Below are 18,846 nucleotides of genomic sequence, written 5' to 3' on the forward strand. Positions count from 1 at the left end.
GCGGAATACCCAGGGTGACGCATCCACTCCCCACGCGCCCTGGTGAATGCCCCTGTGCGCCCCCGTTGCGCCCGTTACCGCCCCCGGAACGGCGGTCGACACGGCGGCCGGCTCACCGTCGAGGGTGACATCGGCCGCGGTCGGCTGACCACCCGCCGTTCGGCCGTAACCGCCTTCACGCACGGTAGTTGAGCACCACGTGGACAACACCCCAGGAGCCCGCGAGCAGGGTCCGCCCCCGCTCCTCATCGAAGCCGTCAGTTACGCGGAGGACCGCCACTGGGAGGTCGTCCCCGGCACGTGGCTGGTCGACGGCGACGGGCCGGCCCACTGCTCGTGCGGCGACCTCGGGTGCGCGCTGCCCGGCGCGCACCCGGCGGAGGAGGACTGGCGCCGTCGGGCCAGCGCGGGCCCGGGCGTCGTGCGCCGCTGGTGGACGGAGCGCCCGGAGGCCTCCGTCCTGCTGCCCACCGGCAGCTCCTTCGACGTGCTGGACGTGCCGGAGGTGGCGGGCTGCCTGGCGCTGGCCCGGATGGAGCGGATGGGGCTGCAGCTCGGTCCGGTGGTGGCCGTCCCGGCAGCCTCCGGGCGGGCCGGCCGGCGGCTGCACTTCCTGGTGCTGCCCGGGGTGGCGGCGAAGGTGCCGGAGATGCTCCGCAAGCTGGGCTGGGCCCCCGGCCGGCTCGACCTGGTGGCCCGCGGCGAGGGCGACCACGTGGTGGCGCCGCCGTCCAGGATCGGCCCCTACGGCTTCGCCCAGTGGGCCCGCCCGCCGTCCGCGATCAACCGCTGGCTGCCGGACGCCGCCGAGCTGATCAATCCGCTCGCGTACGCCTGCGGACGGGAGGTCCTGCAGCCGCTCCGGCCGCAGCCGGGGCCGGTGCCGGCGGCCGTCCGCTGAACCGGGCCTGACGGGAATTCACCCGTCCGCCGATCGCCGCCCTGCTCCTATCGGGTGAGGGCGGGAACCGCGCGACACCCTCGCGCGCATCCGGCGGGCCCCGCCCCTCACCGGGGGCGGGGCCCGCCTGACGTGTCTTCGCCCTGAGGCAGGGGTGTACCCGCTGGTCAGGCCGGCAAGCCTGCTCGTTCGGGTGACAGCTCTCAAGGATTGGCGGGAGCTGCCGAGGGGAGAAATTCCGGCGGGAGGACGCACGGCGGGGAGCACGAGAGGGGGCACGGACCCGGGGGGCCGGGAGGGGCGTTCGGTCGGGGAAGCCGGACGCGGGGACGGGGGGATCGGGGGCTGCGGCACCGTCCCGGCTCGGGGTGGCCGGTGCCGCGGTGCACAGGGGGATCAGGGAGGGGACGGGTGGGGCGCAGCAGGGGCCCGGTGCCGGGGAGCACCGGGCCCCTGCTGCGGTGAGGAACCACGGGCATACCGACGGCCGGCCCGGCGCACGGGGCGCGGACCGGGGCCCGGTGGAAGGCCTGGGCCTAGGCCTGGGCGACGAAGACGTGGGCGGCGATGTCCTTGCCGAGTTCGGCCGCGCCCTCGCCCGCGCCGACCAGGACGCCGCCGGCGGCCGGGGCGACCTGGACGGTGGCGCCGGGGCGGACACCGGCGCGGCGCAGGGTGCGCATCAGCTCCTCGTCGGTCTGGATCGGCTCGCCGATCCGGCGGACGACCACGCTGGCGCTGCCGCTGCCGGCCACCGAGTCGAGGGTGAGCAGGGCCGCGTCGAAGCCCTCGCCCTCGGCCTTGGTGTCGCCGAGCTCGTCCAGGCCGGGGATCGGGTTGCCGTACGGGGACTGGGTGGGGTGGCCGAGCATGGCGAGCACCTTGCGCTCGACCGTCTCGCTCATCACGTGCTCCCAGCGACAGGCCTCCTCGTGGACCTGCTCCCACTCCAGGCCGATCACGTCGACCAGCAGGCACTCGGCGATCCGGTGCTTGCGCATGACGCGGACGGCGAGCCGGCGGCCCTCCTCGGTGAGTTCCAGGTGGCGGTCGCCCGCGACCCGGAGGAGGCCGTCGCGTTCCATCCGCCCGACGGTCTGGCTGACCGTGGGGCCGCTCTGCTCCAGGCGCTCCGCGATGCGGGCGCGCATCGGCGTGATGCCCTCCTCCTCCAGTTCGAGGATGGTGCGGAGGTACATCTCCGTGGTGTCGATCAGGCCAGACATCGCCGCTGGTCTCCGTTCTTCGGTGTCCTCACCGCCAATTCTGGCGTACCGCAGTGTCAACAGGGGCCGGTCGTGGTACATGCCCGGCTCTTTTCATCGCTGTTGACAGCGGACCGCCGCAGGCAGCACCGTGCTCGCCGTATCTTCCTCCATGAGCGGTCTGGACCACCGGGCCCCGCACAGATTCGGAGATTTCGATGACCGACCTGGTCGGGCAGTACTTCGACGCCGCCGTGGCCCATCTGGAGCGGGTCCGCCGCGAGGAGGCGGCCTCGATCGGGGCGGCGGCCGCGCTGCTCGCCGACGCGGTCGCGGAGGGTCGCAGGATCTTCGCGTTCGGTGCCGGGCACTCCTCGCTGGCCGCCCAGGACGTGGTGTACCGGGCCGGCGGCCTGGTGGTGATCAACCTGCTGGACGTGCCGGGGATGACCGGGGTGAACGTGATGCCGGCGCCGCTGGGCAGTGCGCTGGAGCGGGTTTCCGGGCTGGCCACCGCGACCCTGGACCTCACCCCGGCGGCCGCGGGCGACCTGCTGTTCGTGATCTCGCTCTCCGGCCGCCAGGTGATGCCGGTCGAGCTCGCCCGGCACGCCCGGGAGCGCGGCATGAAGGTGGTCGGGGTGACCTCGCTGGCCTATCCGGGAGCGGTCTCCTCCAACCACCCGTCCGGGACGTACCTCAAGGACAACTGCGACGTGGTGCTGGACAACAAGATCGCGGTCGGCGACGGGGAGCTGTCCTGCGCGGGGGCGGAGACCACCTTCGGCCCGGTCTCCACGATCGTGACCAGCGCGCTGATGCAGGCGGTGGTGGTGTCGGCGGTCGGCCGGCTGACCGAGCGGGGCATCACCCCGCCGCTGTTCCGGTCCGGCAACGTGGACGGCGGGACGGAGTGGAACGCCAAGGTCATGGCGGACAACCGGGAGCGGATCCACTACGCCTTCTGACGGACCGCCGGCCGGGTGCGGAGCCCTTCCGGGGCGGTCCGGGTACGGCTTCTGTCCGAACTGTGCCTGTCCGTCCGGGACGGTCCGCACCCATACTGGCCGTTCCCCAGGCGTACCGCGTCGGCGGGCGGGGCAGAACAGCTGCTGCTGGGGGCTGCTGGGGCCAGAGCGACGGTGGGGGGCCGACATGACGACGGGGCCGGTACGTTCGATCGGCTGGGTGCGCGAGGAGGACCTGCTGCCGGAGCTGTTCTGGGCCGCCGACTCCTCCTCGCTGCAGGGGCAGCGGCGGGCCGTGCTGCTCGCCCGCTGGGAGCTGGTACTGCTGGTCGGCGCCGCCGCGACCGGCTCGGCCGACGGCACCGCGTGGGCCTGGGTCGCCGCCGCCGCGTACCTGTGCACCGTGCTGATGGCGGCGCTGGTCAGCGTCCAGAACCCGCAGGGCCTCTGGTACGAGGGCCGGGCGGTGGCCGAATCGGTGAAGACGCTGTCCTGGAAGTACGCGGTGCGCGCCGACTCCTACCGGCCGCCGCCGAAGAAGCTGCCGGACGCCGAGCGGCTGTACGCGATCCAGCTGGACGGCATCCTCGGCGAGTTCGAGACCGACCGGGTGATCCCGCAGATGGCCCGGGTCCGGGCGGAGCTGGAGGGCTGGCGGGGGCCGGCCCGGCATCCGCAGATCACCGAGAAGATGGAGCAGCTGCGGGGGCAGCCGCTCACCGTGCGCCGGGACATCTACCTGCGCGAGCGGGTGCACGCCCAGCGCACCTGGTACCAGAACAAGGCTCGGCAGTGCGCCAACGCGGGCCGGTGGGCCGGACGGCTGGGGATCGCCCTGCCGATGCTGGGTCTGGTGCTGGCGGTGCTGCGGGCGCTCGGGTATTTCAGCTACGACGCGCTGGGCACGGTCTCCGCGGTGGCCGCGTCGGTGGCCGCCTGGGCCCAGCTGCGGCAGTACCGGCCGCAGGCGGCCGCCTATTCGCTGGCCGCGTCCGAACTCGTCCTGGTGGAGCGCCAGCTGGACCAGCTCCGGCCGGACTCCGAGGACGCCGAGGAGACCTGGGCCCGGCTGGCCCGGGACGCCGAGGACGCCATCTCGCGGGAGCACACCACCTGGCAGGCCCGCCGCGAGGTGCGCAGCCTGGACGTGCCCAACTGACCTGGAGGAACCGCGTGGTACGACGACTGGTCGAGGCCGTGGGGGGGCGGAGGCTGGCGGTCGAGACCACCGGTGATCCGTACGGGAAGCCGGTGTTCCTGCTGCACGGCACACCGGGCAGCAGGGTGGGGCCGATGCCGCGCAGCAGTGTGCTGGCCCGGATCGGGATGCGGCTGATCTCGTTCGACCGGCCGGGATACGGCGAGTCGACCCGGCGGCCGGGCCGCCGGGTGGCGGAGGCGGCCGAGGACGTGGTGGCCATCGCGGACGCCTTCGGGCTGGACGGCTTCGCCGTGCTCGGCCGCTCCGGCGGCGGCCCGCACGCGCTGGCCTGCGCGGCGCTGCTGCCGGAGCGGGTGGCCCGGGTGGCGGCGCTGGTGAGCCTGGCGCCGCGGCACGCCGAGGGGCTGGACTGGTACGGCGGGATGACGCCGTCCAACGTGCGGGAGTACACGGACGTGGAGCGCGGCGTGGAGCACTTCGCCGACACGTTCCGCTTCCGGTCCGGGCTGATCCGGGACAACCCGCACGCGCTGATCAACGACCTGGTGCCGGAGCTGCCGCCGACCGACCGGGCGCTGGTCTCCGACGCGGGGATCCGGCGGATGCTGCTGGCCACGTACCAGGAGGCGTTCCGGCACGGCGCGGACGGCTGGATCGACGACGTGCTGGCGTTCACCGCGCCGTGGGGCTTCGAGGTCTCGTCGATCCGGGTGCCGACCCGGCTCTGGCACGGTGCGGACGACCAGTTCTCCCCGGTCGACCACTCCCGGTGGCTGGCCGACCAGATCCCGGGGGCCGACCTCTACCTGGAGCCGGGGGCGGCGCACTTCGGTGCGCTCAAGGTCATGACCGAGGCGCTGCAGTGGGCGGCGGCGGGCTGACCCGGGTGGGCGGTTCGGCCCCGGCGAGCACGGCGAGGACGTTGTCGACGGCCAGGTTGCCCATGGCCTGGCGGGTGCGGACGGTGGCGCTGCCGAGGTGCGGGGCGAGCACGGCGCGTTCCTGGGCGAGCAGCGCGGCCGGGACGGCCGGCTCGTGCTCGAAGTTGTCGACGGCGGCGGCGAACAGGTGCCCGGAGGCGAGGGCGGCGGCCACCGCCTCCTCGTCGACGACGCCCGCGGTCATGCTGACCAGGACGGCTCCGGCGGGCATCAGCGCGATCCGCTCCGCGTCGACCAGGTGCCGGGTGGCGGCGTTCAGCGGGGCGGTCACCACCAGGACGGGGGAACTCGCGAGCAGCTCGTCGAGCGGCAGGTGGCGGGCGCCCTGTTCGAGGTCGGCGGGGAGCCGGTTGCGGTTGTGGTAGCTCACCGGCATGCCGAAGCCGGCGGCGCGGCGGGCGACGGCCCGGCCGATCCGGCCCATGCCGAGGATCCCGAGCGGGGTGCCGGACAGCTCGACGCCGAGCAGGAAGGTCGGCGCCCAGGCCCAGGGCCGGCCGGAGCGCAGCAGCCGCTCGCCCTCGCCGAGCCGCCGGGTGGCGGCGAGCAGCAGGGCCCAGGCCATGTCGGCGGTGGACTCGGTGAGCACGCCGGGGGTGTGCGAGACGGCGACGCCGCGGGCCGCGCAGGCGGCGTGGTCGATGTTGTGGGTGCCGACCGCGTGGTTGGCGACGAGCCGCAGGGTGGGGCCGGCCGCGTCGAGGAGTTCCGCGTCGACGGTGTCGTCGAGGGTGGTGAGCAGGGCGCTGCAGCCGGCCGCGGCGGCGAGCAGCTCGGCGCGGCCCAGTGGCTGTTCGCTGTCGTGGTAGCGCAGGTCGCAGGCGGTGAGCCGCTCCGCCACCCCGGGCGCGAGCCGGCGGGTGACCAGGACGGCGGGCCGGGGTGCGTGGTCGTTCACCCGCCGCACGCTACACCCCGGCCGGGCCGGCCGCCGGAGCGGCCGGCCCGGGGCCGTCAGAGCGGCTGGGGTTCGAGGTCGCGGTTGATCCGCTGCCAGCCGCGGGCGGAGACGATCGTCGGGTGGTCGTCGCCGAAGAGTTCGACCAGCGCGCTGATCGCCTGCCGGCGCAGGGCCTCGGCCTCCTCCTGGCGGCCGGAGGTGCGCAGGGTGATGGCGAGGTTGAGCCAGCAGACCACGGCGTCGGGGTGGCCGGGGCCGTAGCGGTTGTGCAGGCCCGCGTAGGCGGAGCGGCCGAGCTCCTCGGCCCGGCCGAGCTGGTGGTCGTCGGCGTAGGCGTTGGCGAGGTTGATGGTGGCGTTGAGGGTGTACGGGTGGTCGGGGGCGAGGGAGTGGGCGAGTCCGGCGACGGCCTCCTCGTTGTGCCGGATGGCGCCGGCGATGTCGCCGCTGCCGCGCAGGTAGATGGCGAGGTTGTTCTGGCAGACGGCGGTGAAGGGGTGCTGGTCGCCGTGCAGCCGCCGGTAGCCCTCGTAGGCGGCCGCGGCGATGTCGCGGGCGGTCTCCTTGTCGCCGGCGGCGCTGTGGTCGGCGGCGAGGTTGAGCCGGCAGGCGAGGGCGTCCGCGTTGTCCGGGCCGTACCGGTCGACGTACCGCTCGTAGGTCTGCTCGGTGAGGCGGCGTGCCTCGCGGACCTCGCCGGCCCGGCGCAGCGAGACGGCGAGGGACTTGGCGTTGCGGAGGTTCTCCGGTGCGTCGGGCTGGAGGATCTCGTCGAGGACCTCGGTGACCTCGCGCAGCAGCTCGACGGAGCCCTTGTAGTCGCCCATCTCGCGCAGGTCGCGGGCGAGGTTGGACTTGCTGGAGAGGGTGTACGGGTGGCGCGGGCCGAGCACCGCGGCGCGCCGGTCGAAGGTCTCCTGGTCGAGGTCGCGGGCGAGTTGGGAGTTGCCGACCAGCCGGTGGTCGATGGCGAGGTTGTTGGCCACCGACAGGGTGCGCGGGTTGTCGTCGCCGAACAGGTCGCGGAACTGGTTGTAGGTGTCGATGTCCAGGATCAGCGCCTCCTGGAACCGGCCGAGGTTGCGCAGGTCGGCGCCGAGCGAGCCGGCCGTCATCAGGGTGAAGGCGTTGTGGTCGCCGAGGAGCTCCTTCTGTCCGGCGAGGGTGGCGCGGTCGAGTTCCAGCGCCTCGCTGTACGCGCCCTGCGAGCGCAGCACGTTGGCGAGCTGGAAGTTGAGGCTGAGCATCTGGCGGCGCAGGAAGCGGCGTTCGGCGTTGTTGCCCTCGGCGGCGTAGCGCTCCGTCCAGGTGGCGTCGAGGCTGCGGGCGAGGGTCATCGCGCGGTCGAGGTCGACGCGCTTCCACAGGTAGCGGACACGGTCGATGAGCAGCTCGCGGGTCTCGCGCTCGTCGCAGTCCTGGGCGCGGGAGGGGGTGAGGTGGGGCCAGATCTTCTCGAAGGCGGGCCAGTTGCCCGGGTCGTCGGTGTCGCCGAGCGAGGGCCGGGCGCTGACCAGGATGCGGTGCACGTCGTGCATGGCGTCCTGGCGCTCGACCTCCGTCATGCCGCTGCGGACGACGGCCTGGACGAGCCGGTGCACCTGGAAGCTGTTGCTGGCGGCGTCGGTCTTGGCGAGGGCGTAGCGGCTGACCGCCTGGATCACCTTGCCGAGCATGAAGCTGTCGGTCAGCTCGTCGTCGTAGGGGGCGAGCGCCCGGGTCATCTGCTCGTTGTAGAAGAGCGTGAGCGAGATCGGCTCGGGGGCGAAGAAGGCGCACAGCTGCAGCAGCCGGACGGCGGCCGGGGACTGCTCGCGCAGCCGGGTGATGGAGACGTTCCAGGTGGCGCCGACCGGGGTCGGGTAGTCGACCGGGGTCTCGCCGGCGGCGAGCGCCTTGGTGGCCTCCGCCTGCAGCTGGGCGACGTAGGTGTCGACCGGGGTGCGGGTGGTCTCCAGCCAGGCGGCGGCGACCTCGACGGCGAGCGGCAGGTCGCCGACGGCCTCGGCGACCCGGTCGGCGTCCTGGCGGGTGAGCCCGCGGACCCGGCGGCGCAGGTGGTCGATGCTCTCGCCGCGGGTGAAGACGTCGACGCCGAGCACCCCGGCCTGCCCGGACCAGCCCTGGTTGCGCGAAGTGATGAGGATGTGGCCGGAGCCGCCGGGGAAGTACCGGCGGACCTCGGACGGCTCGTCGGCGTTGTCGAAGATCAGCAGCCAGCGGGAGGTGGGGGCACCGCGGCGCAGCGCCTCGCGGGCGGACTCGGCGGCCTCGTTGACGCTCTCGCCGACGCGCAGGCCCAGTCTGTCGGCGAGTTCGGCGAGCGAGAGGACGACGGACTCGGCCTGTTCGGCGTCGATCCACCAGACCAGGTCGTAGTGGGACATGAAGCGGTGCGCGTACTCCAGGGCGACCTGGGTCTTGCCGACGCCGCCGAGGCCGTACAGGGTCTGCGGGGTGGGCAGCACCGCGGTGGGGCCGCCGACGAGCTGTTCGCGCAGGTCGTCGAGGACCTTGGCGCGGCCGGTGAAGGAGGGGTTGCGCTGCGGCACCGACCAGTAGGTGGGTCGGGTGCCGGGGAAGCGCGGGCTGCCGGGGCTGCGCTCGACGGGTGCGGGGTCGGTGTGCCCGAGGGCGCGCAGCAGGGTGACGGCGGCCTGGGTCTCGTCGCGGCCGACCAGGTCGACGGGGTTGCGGTTGTTGAACGGCGCGGTGAGCCGCACGTCGCCGACGCGGACGGGGATGACCTGGCGGCGGGTGCCGGCCGGGTCGCCGCCGACGGCGCGCTCCCACAGCGCCTGGGCCTGCGGCGAGACGAGGTACGCGGAGGAGAGCACCGCGACGGTGCGGTAGGCGGCGTCGATGCCCTGTTCGGTGGAGGAACGCGGGTCGGCGCCGACGCCGAGGTCGCGGGAGACCACCCGGAAGCCGGCGTCCGAGAGCACGGCGGCGATCCAGTCGGCCCAGACGCGGTCCTCGGGCACGAAGCTGAGGTAGAGGTCGGCGGGGGCGGTGGGCCTGCGCCGGATGAACGAGTCGAGGTTGCGGAGCCGTTCGAGCTCGTCCATCGGCGGCAGCGCGGTGACCCGGTCGCGGGTGAGCACGGCGGTGAGCCGCTCGCAGGCGGAGAGCAGCGAGGCGGGCTGGCCCGGTGCGTCGCCGAACGGGGCGAGGATCTCCTCGTAGGAGTAGAACGGCCGGTACGGGATCTCCACGGAGGCCCAGTACTGGGCGAGTTCGGGCTCGGCGAGGCCGGCGGGCAGGCCGGAGAAGCGGATCCGGGCGTGCGCCCGGCCGGCGTCGGCCTTCTCCTTCTCGTTCTCGTCGATGCGCATCGGCACCGGCAGGATGCGGATCCCGCGGTCGGCGTACCGGCCGTCGACGGTGTGCGCGATCCGGGCGGCGCCGTCGATGCTCTGGTCGCTGAGGGTGAAGCAGACGACCAGGTCGTCGGGCATCTCGACGGTGCAGATGTCGGCGGTGTCGGTGAGACCGGTGCGGCTGTCGATCAGGACGTAGTCGTAGTGGTGCTTCATGTCCTGGCGCAGCGACTGCAGGAACCGCTGGCCGTCGTAGCGCTCGTAGAAGTCGTCCCAGTCGATCCGGTTGGCGGAGTAGTCACGGTTGACCTGGCCGGCCGGCACGTAGTCGAGGCCGCCGGTGCCGGGGAAGCGCCAGGAGAGCGAGATGGCGTGCGGGTGGATCCGGGCGAAGTCCTCGTGCCAGTCGACGGCGCGCTCGACGGGGCGGCGGGCCTCGTCGTAGTAGTCGGCGAAGAGGTCCATCATGCCGGTGGTGCCGTCGACGGCGGCCTGGTTGAGGAACGGGTGGAAGAACCGGCCGAGGCCGGGCGCCTCCAGGTCCCAGTCGACGGTCAGCACCCGGAACCCGTTGGCCGCCAGGATCCAGGCGGTGTTCGCCAGTGCCATGGTGCGGCCGGTGCCGCCCTTGTACGAGTAGAAGGTGACGATCCGGCCCTGGCGGTCCTCGTCGGAGCGGCTCTCGGCGGCCGGCTCGGGCCCGGTGCGGCGGGCCGCCGTGGCGGGCCAGGTCTGGCTGTTGCTCATGGCTGTCCTCCCCCCGGCGCGGCCCTTCCGGTGCCTCCGCCGTCCTCGTCGTCCAGTGGTGCGTCGAGCGGCACGGTGCGGGTCCGCTGCCCGGTGTCGAAGTCGCCCCGCAGGCTCGGTCTGCGCGGGGCCGGCAGGGGCTGGGCCTTCGGCCCGTCCCGGCGTTCGAAGCCCTGGTTGGCGCGGATCACCGCCCACTCCATCTCGCCGCGGAAGGCCTCCAGGCTGCCGGGAGCGCCCGAGCCGCCGCCGCGGAGGGTGGGCCGCCTGGCCCGGACGGCGCGCAGCACGTCGTCGCTGAGACGGGTGAGCTCCTCGTCCTGCGCGGTGCTCTCCTCGTCCTGGGTGTTCCACGGTTCGAGGGTGGTGATCCAGGCCGGATTGCGTTGGTCGAGCCGGCGGACGGTCTCGCGCCGGCGGCCGTCGTAGAGGGCCCAGCGGTCGATCAGGACGATGCCGGGCGAGGTCGGCTCGGCGCCGCCGAGCAGCGCGGTGGCCTCGGTCTCGAACTCGTGGACGGAGGCCTGGAACCCCATGCTGCGGGCGACGTCCACGGCGTCGTCGGCGAGCGGGCGGCGGGACTCCGGGCGGTACGGCTGCCAGTCGGTGCGCCGTGCGCCGTAGAACTCGGGGCTGCGGCCGGGCGGTTGTTCGCCGCGCCGGTAGGAGTACACCGAGATCCGCAGGGTGTTGCCGGCCGGCTCGGTGCCGGCGAACGCGCTCGGCTGGTCCTCGAAGGCGGCCGGCCGAGAGAGCGGGATGATCGTGCGCTCGGCGACCTCGACGATGCGCTGGGCGAGCCGGTGGACGGCGAGTTCGTACTGGGCGCGGTACGCGGTGAGCTTCATCAGCGCGTACAGGCCCTCGGCGGCGTAGTCGGGCCCGAAGCTGCCGTGGTTGAACTGGAGTTCACTGGCGCAGCGGGGCAGCGTGTAGTGGTCCATGGCGACCCAGAGCACCGGGACGATGCCGCTGGTCACCTCGCCGTCCTGCCACCGCTGGTAGACCGGACGCTGGCTGAATATGTGCCACTCCTGGCCGCAGGCATGGCTCTTGAAGTAGCGGGGCGAGTAGAGCGGCACGAAGACCCGGCAGGCGGCGAGCTCGCGGGAGAGGCGTTCGGCCCAGAACTGCCCCTGGTGCATGGACTGGTCCATGAAGCCGACCGGGACGCCCTCGGGGACGTCGGTCAGTTCGGTGATGGCCTCGCAGAGGTCGTCGTAGAGCTTGGCCACCCAGTGGTTGGGGTCGCCGGCCTTGCCGGTGGCACGCGGGGTGTGCGCGTAGCTGAGGAAGAAGTACGGCCGCGCGGCGTCCTTCCCCCATCCCGCCGGGCTGTTCACACGCGCCTCCCCCGAGACCGTCCGCACCTCGACCCCCGAACGGGATCAGTCTAGGAAGGTGACCTTCCCCGGCGGAACAGCGCGTGAACGTGTCAACGGGCGCATGTTTCGATGTAGTTGCGCGCCGCATCGACACCGGCGCGAACGGGTACCAGCCAGCACTCCGCGTCGCCGAGCGTGCCGCTGACGAGCCCGGCGACGGTCTTCTCCAGCACCGGGCCCATCGGCATGAAGTGCTCGTCGACCAGCTTGACGGCGTTGAAGTGCTCCCAGTGGTGCCCGCCGTCCCCGTCGGGCACCACGCAGCCGTAGACCTGCGAGGGCGGGTGCGGCAGCTGGTACTCGGCGAGGTGGAAGGCGGTGCAGCACCACACCGGCAGGCCGATCAGCAGCGCGCGGGCCTCCGGGTCGTCGTACAGCTTCTGGGTGGGCGAGTGCGGGCCGAGGTGGCTGTCCAGCCGGTGGCCGGCCATGAGTTCGACCGCCCGGCGGCCGACGGCGGTGAACGAGGTCTGCGGGTGGTCGCTGCGCACCGCCTTGTCGTGCGAGCGGACGTGCTCGGGGAACCAGCCGAGCACCGGCGAGGTGCGGGTGGTCGCCGGGTCGTACGGGGGCATCGCCCGCTTGTGCGCCGCCTCCTCCTCCAGCGTCATGCCGACGGTCAGCTCGCGGGCCAGCCGCGAGGTGTCGCTGTTCTCCGGGGAGGCGGTGTAGACGACCACCGTGCCGGTGTCAGGACCGACGGTCTCCAGCAGGGCGTCGAGCAGGGTGGCGGCGCCGTCGGCGAGCTCGCCGAGCCGCCGGAGCGAGGACTGCACCAGGACGGTGTCCCCCCGGCGCAGGCCCATCGCCCGGAGCTGGCGGCTCAGGTCGCCGACCGTCCAGGGGACGCGCTGCGGCCCGCCGACCGGCCGTTCGACCCGCTCGACCACCGGTGGCCCGCCGGCCACGGGGAGGGTCGGCGGTGCCGGCGTGCCCGGTTCGGCGACGGTGGTGGACACGGCGGGGGTACCTCCTGACTGCGTGCGGCGGGCTTCAGCGGACGGCGGCGGGTGTGTCGGCGGTCCCGGCCCGGGCGGCGGCCTCGGCGGCGGCCCCGACCGGCACGGAGAGCCACGGGGTCACCGCGGCGCGCATACCGGCCACCAGGCGCTCGCCGAGCGGGGTCAGCGAGCCGGAGCCGGCGAGGTCCTCCACCGCGGTGGCGGTGTGCGCCCGCCAGCGGGCCAGCTGCAGCCGGGCGTGCTCGGCGGCCGCACCGGGCAGGCCGTCGTAGGTGCGCACCCGGCCGGCCCAGAACTCGGTCACCGCGAGGTGCGCGTAGGTGCCCTGGAGCAGGCCCTCCAGCGGACGCGGGTCGGGCCGCCACGGGGCGTGGTACAGCCGGTCGTCCGTGGGGTCGTACAGCGCGTGCCGGTCGAGCACCGCCCCCAGCTTGACGTGCTGGAACTCGTGGACCAGCAGCAGGGCGAGGATCGGTGCGGTGGCGGGCCGGGCGATGCCGACGGCGCCGAAGGCCTGCCGGGCGGCGGCGCTGACGTCGCGGCCGGGCGGACCGGGCCGCAGCGGGGTGACGGTGGACAGGCCCGCGGCGAGCCCCGGCACGTGCCCGGGCAGGTCGCGGCCGATGAGCTCCCAGGCCTCGCGCAGCGCGCCCGTCCAGCCGAGCAGTTCGTCCTCGGGGAGCCGGTCCGCGGCGGGCCACTGGTGGCTGTCGCGCTGCGGGTCGGTGTCCTCCAGGGCGAGAGTCCAGCCGGGCAGGGCGACCCGGCGGACGGGCTGCCAGGCGGTGCCGGCCGGGGTGTCCCGGTCGACCCGGACGCCGCGCACGGCGAAGCCCTCGGCGGTGCCGGTCAGCCGGGCCTCGCCCGTCCCGCCGACGACCAGTCGGCCGAGCGTGGGCAGGTGCACGGCGCCCACGCGGACGGGCACCGGCAGGTCCAGCTCCACCCCGGCGCGGATCGCGGCGGCGGCGGCCAGCTCGGCCAGCCCGCCGAGGTCGGCGCCCGGCTCCCCGCGCAGGCACCGGGCCGCCCAGGCCCGGGCGTACGGGTGGGCGAGGACGGCGTCCAGGGCGTGCGGGGCGCGGCCGTCCAGCTCGGCGAGCAGCTGCCAGGCGTCCGGCCGGCCGTCCGCGAGGGCGGCCACCATGCGCCGGGTGAGGCCGAGTTGGGCGGCGGCGAGGGCTTCGACGGTGGCACGGTCGCCGTGGCCGGCGGCCAGCTGGTCGAACTGCTCCTCCGTCAGGTCGGGTTCGACGGGCACGGCCTGGGCCGGCACGGTGACGGCCGGGCCGATGCGGTCGCGGACAGTGGTGATCAGGTGCATCAGGTCTCCGCAGAAGACCGAGGGGTTGGCGAAACCGCTGCCGCCGGTGCGCCAGCGGTGTGCATAGAGGCCGCCGCCGCAGGAACGGACGACGGGGCAGCCGCGGCACTGCTCGGCCAGCCCGGCGAGGCCGGACTGGCGCTCGCGCATGCCGGGGTGGTCGGCGACCCGGTCGAGGCTGTGCTCGAACACGGTGAAGCCGGTGGCCGGGGCGCCGTCGTAGGCGGTCTTGAGGCTGTCGGCCTGCTCGAAGCTGCCGTCGGTGTCGATCACCACCAGGTCGGCGGGGTCGAGGCCGAGGGACTCGGTGAGGCTGGAGCGGCCGCGCAGGGTGCGGTGGATCGAGTCGAAGGTCCGCACCGGCACCGGGCGCCCGTCGGCGGTCCACCGCTCGTGGATCGCGAGCAGCCAGTCGGCGTAGGGGTGCGGGCCGAGGCGCTCGGGCCGCGGGGGCGGGGTGTCCCAGGTGGCGTGCGGGAGCAGGAAGTCGATCCGCGGCGGTTCCAGGGCGGTGAGCGCCTCGTACACGGCGATCGGGTCGTTCTCGACGTCGATCGTGCAGAGCAGCCCGGCGTACAGGTGCCGGTACTCGGGGCGGCGCAGCAGCTCCAGGGCGGCGAGGACCTTGGCGTGGCTGGAGCGGCCGTCGGCGAAGCGGCGGTGCCGGTCGTTGGCCGCCCGGTCCCCGTCCAGGGAGACGCCGACCTTGATGCCGTACTCGGCGAAGAGATCGAGGAAAGCGCTGCTCAGCAGCACCGCGTTGGTGTGGATCCGCAGGTCGAGGGCGCAGCCGTCCGGCAGCGCCCGGTGGAGTTCCTCGGCGGCCCGGCGCAGCAGCGCCGGGCCGGCCAGCAGGGGTTCCCCGCCGTGCAGCACGACGTGCACGGCGGGCAGGGCGTGGGTGCGGGCGTGGTCGGCGATCCGGTCGGCCGTCCGGGCGAGGACCTCCCCCGTGACGGCCTTCGGCTTCCCCCGCCAGCTGGTGTCGGCGTGCTCGTAGACGTAGCAGTGGTCACAGGCAAGGTCGCAGCGACTGTGGACCTTCACCACGAACTGCGAGAACGGGACCACCGGCGCGGCAGCCGCGTCGTGCGGGCTGCCGGACGCTGCCACGCCCGGTCAGATGGACGAGTTGAACGCGGCCACGGCCACCTGGCCGGCATCCGCGCCGGGCAGCGCGCGGTGCAGCTGCGCGGTCAGTTCGTCCGATCCCAGAGCGGCGAGCGCGGCAAGGGAAGGCCGTGTGACGGCCTCCTCGGCGGACGCGTCGTCGACAGGCCGGGTGGCGAGTGCAGCGACCATGGGAAGTCTCGATTCTGCGAGATCAAAGCGCCAATGGGGGAATACGGCAAGGCGAGACCCGAAATGGCACCGCTCCGGTACGGTACGGTCAAAGCTCCCGTCCGGCCCCGGGCCCGTGGCCCCGGGGACATTATGCCCAACCAGAACGGGTTTGACGCGCTATCAGGGTTTCCTCTTGCTCCGAATCGGGTATACCGAACCGCTTCGGATGAGCCCGGCGCGACAGGATGCTCGATCAGGGGCACAGTCGCTCGACGCGCCAGTCGCCGTCGCCCTCCGCGACGAAGATCAGACGGTCGTGGAGGCGGTTCTCCCTGCCCTGCCAGAACTCGACCGTCTCCGGGACCACCCGGTAGCCGCCCCAGAAGGGGGGCACGGGGACGCCCTCGCCCTCGGGGTAGCGGGCGGCGAGGTCGGCGTAGCGCTGTTCCAGGACCTCGCGGCCGGCGACCGGGCTGGACTGCTCGCTGGCCCAGGCGCCGAGCTGGGAGCCGTGCGGCCGGGTGCGGAAGTAGGCGGCGGTCTCGTCCCGGCCGACCTTCTCGACGCGGCCGCAGACGATCACCTGGCGGGCCAGTTCGATCCACGGGAAGAGCAGAGCGGCCTGTGGGTTGACGGCGAGTTCGGCGCCCTTGCGGGAGCCGTAGTTGGTGTAGAAGACGAAGCCCCGCAGGTCGTACCCCTTGAGCAGCACGGTGCGCGAGCTGGGCCGGCCGGCCGCGTCCGCGGTGGAGAGCACCATGGCGTTGGGCTCGGCGACGCCCGCGTCGTCCGCCTCGTGGAACCATCTGGTGAACTGGGTCACCGGGTCGGCGGCCACGTCGCCCTCGGCCAGACCCTCGTGCTGGTAGTGCTTGCGCATGACGGCGAGGTCCGGGCCCGGCCGGGGTTCGGCCGGCGTGGTCAGGGCAGTCGGGGGTCGCTCCGCGGTAGGCACGGCAACATCATCCCGTACGACAAGCGTGGCGGGCTGCTACGTCCCGGCAAACCCCGGGGGGAGTTAAGGTGTCACGCCACCGCTTGGGCGGTGGCCGCCCCGGGAACCGTCCGCTATGGGCCGGTTTTCTCCCGGGTGTCCGCCGATGACGCCGGACGCCTGAGCGTTCGGGTGTCGCTTGGGGGAAACATCACCGTCGTGGTGTATGGCGCAATGCACGCCGTGCCTGCCAGGCTGACACCGAGTGCCAACCACCCACGGTCACCCGGCCCGCCGCACCACTCGCCGCGGCGCGCCGGATCGGATCACTGAAGGAGCCGTCTGATGTCCGACTTCGTACCCGGGCTCGAAGGTGTCGTCGCCTTCGAGAGCGAGATCGCCGAACCCGACCGTGAAGGCGGCGCCCTGCGCTACCGCGGCGTGGACATCGACGACCTGGTGGGCCACGTCTCCTTCGGCCATGTCTGGGGTCTGCTGGTCGACGGCAAGTTCAACCCCGGTCTGCCCGCCGCCGAGCCGTTCCCGATCCCGGTGCACTCCGGCGACATCCGGGTGGACGTACAGTCCGCCCTCGCCATGCTCGCGCCGGTCTGGGGCCTCAAGCCGCTGCTCGACATCTCCGCCGACCAGGCCCGCGACGACCTCGCTCGGGCCGCCGTGATGGCGCTGTCGTACGTCGCCCAGTCCGCCCGCGGCCAGGGCCTGCCGATGGTGCCGCAGCGCGAGATCGACAAGGCCGAGACGGTCGTCGAGCGGTTCATGATCCGCTGGCGCGGCGAGCCCGACCCGCGCCACGTCAAGGCCGTCGACGCCTACTGGACGTCCGCCGCCGAGCACGGCATGAACGCCTCCACCTTCACCGCCCGCGTCATCGCCTCCACCGGCGCCGACGTCGCGGCCGCGCTCTCCGGCGCGGTCGGCGCGATGTCCGGCCCCCTGCACGGCGGTGCGCCGTCCCGCGTGCTCGGCATGATCGAGGAGATCGAGCGCACCGGCGACGCGGTCGGCTACGTCAAGAAGGCGCTGGACAAGGGCGAGCGCCTGATGGGCTTCGGCCACCGCGTCTACCGCGCCGAGGACCCGCGGGCCCGCGTGCTGCGCCGCACCGCCAAGGAGCTCGGCGCCCCGCGCTTCGAGATCGCCGAGGCGCTGGAGAAGGCCGCGCTGGAGGAGCTGCACAACCGCCGCCCCGACCGCGTGCTCGCCACCAACGTGGAGTTCTGGGCCGCGATCATGCTGGACTTCGCCGAGGTCCCGGCGCACATGTTCACCTCGATGTTCACCTGTGCCCGCACCGCCGGCTGGTCGGCGCACATCCTGGAGCAGAAGCGCACCGGTCGCCTCGTGCGCCCCTCCGCGCGCTACGTCGGCCCGGGCCCGCGCAGCCCGCGCGAGGTCGAGGGCTACGACTCGATCGCACACTGACGCTTCGCTCCTTCGGGCGGGTCCGGGCGCGCCCGGACCCGCCCGAACGGTGCGGAGATCACATCTCAGCGGGCGGACGTCCGCCCCCGCGCGACCATCCGGGGCAGTAGGCTGCCGCCGTGGCCCAGATCCAGATCCCCGCTGACATCAAGCCCGCAGACGGCCGTTTCGGCTGCGGCCCGTCCAAGGTGCGCCCCGAGGCCCTGAGTGCCCTCGCCGCCACCGGAACCTCCCTGCTGGGTACCTCCCACCGCCAGGCCCCGGTCAAGAACGTGGTCAAGCGCGTCCGCGAGGGTGTGAGCAGCCTGTTCTCCCTCCCCGAGGGCTACCAGGTGGTGCTCGGCAACGGCGGCTCCACCGCCTTCTGGGACATCGCCGCCTTCGGCCTGGTGCGCGAGAAGTCCCAGCACCTGAACTTCGGCGAGTTCTCGTCCAAGTTCGCCTCCTCGGTGAAGGCGGCCCCGTGGCTGTCCGAGCCGTCGGTGATCAAGACCGAGCCGGGCACCCACCCGCTGCCGGTCGCCGAGGCGGGCGTGGACGTCTATGCGCTGACCCACAACGAGACCTCCACCGGTGTCGCCATGCCGATCCGCCGCCCCGCGGGCGCGGACGCCGGCTCGCTGGTCCTGGTCGACGCCACCTCGGGCGCCGGCGGCCTGCCGGTCGACATCGCCGCGACCGACGTCTACTACTTCGCCCCGCAGAAGTCCTTCGCCAGCGAGGGCGGCCTGTGGCTGGCCACCTTCTCGCCCGCCGCGCTGGAGCGCGCCGCCGAGATCGCCGGCTCCGGCCGCTACATCCCGCCGTTCTTCGACCTGCCGACGGCGATCGACAACTCGTCGAAGGACCAGACCTACAACACCCCGGCGATCAGCACGCTCTTCCTGCTGGCCGAGCAGCTGGAGTGGCTGAACGGCAACGGCGGCCTGGAGTGGGCGGTGGCCCGCACCGCGGAGTCCTCCTCGATCCTGTACTCCTGGGCCGAGAAGTCCTCCTTCGCGCAGCCGTTCGTCGCCAAGGCGGAGGAGCGCTCGCAGGTCGTCGGCACCATCGACTTCGACGACTCGATCGACGCCGCCGCGATCGCCAAGGCGCTGCGCGCCAACGGCATCGTGGACACCGAGCCCTACCGCAAGCTGGGCCGCAACCAGCTGCGGATCGCGATGTTCCCGGCCATCGACCCGGCGGACGTCCAGGCGCTCACCGCCTGCATCGACTACGTCGTCGACCAGCTCTGACGGCTGCGACACACCGAAGGGCCACCGCCTGCGGGCGGTGGCCCTTCGCCGTCCGGTGCCGGGCCGACCCGGCACCGGTCACTTCCCCACGAGCGCGCTGACGACCACCACCACGAGCAGCAGCACCA

Annotated in this window: 14 protein-coding genes; 6 read left to right on the top strand and 8 right to left on the bottom strand. The window is 73.6% G+C overall.

The genetic code is table 11. The features are described 5' to 3' along the window. Positions 1 to 199 precede the first annotated feature (199 nt). Positions 200 to 901 (top strand): bifunctional DNA primase/polymerase, encoded by a 702-nt coding sequence (locus KSNIM_RS17025; RefSeq protein WP_263104067.1) that lies wholly within the window; start codon positions 200 to 202, stop codon positions 899 to 901. Between the two features lie 536 nt (positions 902 to 1,437). Here the strand turns inward: KSNIM_RS17025 and KSNIM_RS17030 are convergent. After that, a complete protein-coding gene (locus tag KSNIM_RS17030; protein ID WP_030268918.1) occupies positions 1,438 to 2,127 on the bottom strand; it encodes a metal-dependent transcriptional regulator in 690 nt (229 codons plus the stop codon). A 197-nt stretch (positions 2,128 to 2,324) separates the two neighbouring features. Here KSNIM_RS17030 and KSNIM_RS17035 point away from each other — a divergent pair, with 197 nt between their 5' ends. From KSNIM_RS17035 to KSNIM_RS17045, 3 genes are all read left to right on the top strand, one after another. Continuing rightward, positions 2,325 to 3,074 carry a sugar isomerase domain-containing protein gene (locus KSNIM_RS17035; RefSeq protein WP_411543728.1) on the top strand — a complete coding sequence of 250 codons (750 nt, stop codon included), beginning with the start codon at positions 2,325 to 2,327 and terminating at the stop codon, positions 3,072 to 3,074. A 187-nt stretch (positions 3,075 to 3,261) separates the two neighbouring features. After that, positions 3,262 to 4,233 carry a DUF4231 domain-containing protein gene (locus KSNIM_RS17040; RefSeq protein ID WP_263104068.1) on the top strand — a complete coding sequence of 324 codons (972 nt, stop codon included), beginning with the start codon at positions 3,262 to 3,264 and terminating at the stop codon, positions 4,231 to 4,233. A 14-nt stretch (positions 4,234 to 4,247) separates the two neighbouring features. Beyond that, a complete protein-coding gene (locus tag KSNIM_RS17045) occupies positions 4,248 to 5,117 on the top strand; it encodes an alpha/beta hydrolase (protein WP_263104069.1) in 870 nt (289 codons plus the stop codon). Here the strand turns inward: KSNIM_RS17045 and KSNIM_RS17050 are convergent. From KSNIM_RS17050 to pdxH, 7 genes are all read right to left on the bottom strand, one after another. Next, positions 5,080 to 6,075, bottom strand: a complete 996-nt coding sequence (locus KSNIM_RS17050; protein ID WP_263104070.1) for a 2-hydroxyacid dehydrogenase — start codon at positions 6,073 to 6,075, stop codon at positions 5,080 to 5,082. The genes KSNIM_RS17045 and KSNIM_RS17050 overlap by 38 nt on opposite strands. 56 nt (positions 6,076 to 6,131) lie before the next feature. After that, positions 6,132 to 10,145 (bottom strand): FxSxx-COOH system tetratricopeptide repeat protein, encoded by a 4,014-nt coding sequence (fxsT, locus tag KSNIM_RS17055; RefSeq protein ID WP_411543729.1) that lies wholly within the window; start codon positions 10,143 to 10,145, stop codon positions 6,132 to 6,134. Next, positions 10,142 to 11,488 (bottom strand): TIR-like protein FxsC, encoded by a 1,347-nt coding sequence (locus tag KSNIM_RS17060; RefSeq protein WP_263104071.1) that lies wholly within the window; start codon positions 11,486 to 11,488, stop codon positions 10,142 to 10,144. Before KSNIM_RS17060 ends, fxsT begins: the two co-directional genes overlap by 4 nt. A gap of 92 nt (positions 11,489 to 11,580) precedes the next feature. Then, a complete protein-coding gene (locus KSNIM_RS17065) occupies positions 11,581 to 12,489 on the bottom strand; it encodes an aminoglycoside N(3)-acetyltransferase (protein WP_263104072.1) in 909 nt (302 codons plus the stop codon). Between the two features lie 34 nt (positions 12,490 to 12,523). Next, complete coding sequence (locus tag KSNIM_RS17070; protein WP_263104073.1) at positions 12,524 to 14,929, bottom strand: FxsB family cyclophane-forming radical SAM/SPASM peptide maturase; 2,406 nt, start codon at positions 14,927 to 14,929, stop codon at positions 12,524 to 12,526. A gap of 6 nt (positions 14,930 to 14,935) precedes the next feature. Continuing rightward, a complete protein-coding gene (gene fxsA, locus KSNIM_RS17075) occupies positions 14,936 to 15,118 on the bottom strand; it encodes an FxSxx-COOH cyclophane-containing RiPP peptide (protein WP_030268897.1) in 183 nt (60 codons plus the stop codon). Positions 15,119 to 15,353: 235 nt separating this feature from the next. Continuing rightward, positions 15,354 to 16,055, bottom strand: coding sequence for a pyridoxamine 5'-phosphate oxidase (pdxH, locus tag KSNIM_RS17080; protein ID WP_411543730.1), 702 nt, complete (start codon positions 16,053 to 16,055; stop codon positions 15,354 to 15,356). Between the two features lie 324 nt (positions 16,056 to 16,379). On the opposite strand from pdxH, the gene KSNIM_RS17085 reads away from it, so the two are divergent. Beyond that, complete coding sequence (locus KSNIM_RS17085; protein ID WP_263104074.1) at positions 16,380 to 17,480, top strand: citrate synthase 2; 1,101 nt, start codon at positions 16,380 to 16,382, stop codon at positions 17,478 to 17,480. A 119-nt stretch (positions 17,481 to 17,599) separates the two neighbouring features. Further along, positions 17,600 to 18,718, top strand: coding sequence for a phosphoserine transaminase (serC, locus tag KSNIM_RS17090; RefSeq protein WP_263104075.1), 1,119 nt, complete (start codon positions 17,600 to 17,602; stop codon positions 18,716 to 18,718). Positions 18,719 to 18,846 lie beyond the last annotated feature (128 nt).

The sequence above is a fragment of the Kitasatospora sp. DSM 101779 genome, from assembly GCF_025655475.1.
Lineage (GTDB): Bacteria > Actinomycetota > Actinomycetes > Streptomycetales > Streptomycetaceae > Kitasatospora.

What these genes read in the sequence shown, in the direction of transcription:
- KSNIM_RS17030 (WP_030268918.1), bottom strand. Translation starts at nt 2,127, where the DNA reads ATGTCTGGCCTGATCGACACCACGGAGATGTACCTCCGCACCATCCTC.
- KSNIM_RS17035 (WP_411543728.1), top strand. Translation starts at nt 2,325, where the DNA reads ATGACCGACCTGGTCGGGCAGTACTTCGACGCCGCCGTGGCCCATCTG.
- KSNIM_RS17040 (WP_263104068.1), top strand. Translation starts at nt 3,262, where the DNA reads ATGACGACGGGGCCGGTACGTTCGATCGGCTGGGTGCGCGAGGAGGAC.
- fxsT (WP_411543729.1), bottom strand. Translation starts at nt 10,145, where the DNA reads ATGAGCAACAGCCAGACCTGGCCCGCCACGGCGGCCCGCCGCACCGGG.
- fxsA (WP_030268897.1), bottom strand. Translation starts at nt 15,118, where the DNA reads ATGGTCGCTGCACTCGCCACCCGGCCTGTCGACGACGCGTCCGCCGAG.
- KSNIM_RS17085 (WP_263104074.1), top strand. Translation starts at nt 16,380, where the DNA reads ATGTCCGACTTCGTACCCGGGCTCGAAGGTGTCGTCGCCTTCGAGAGC.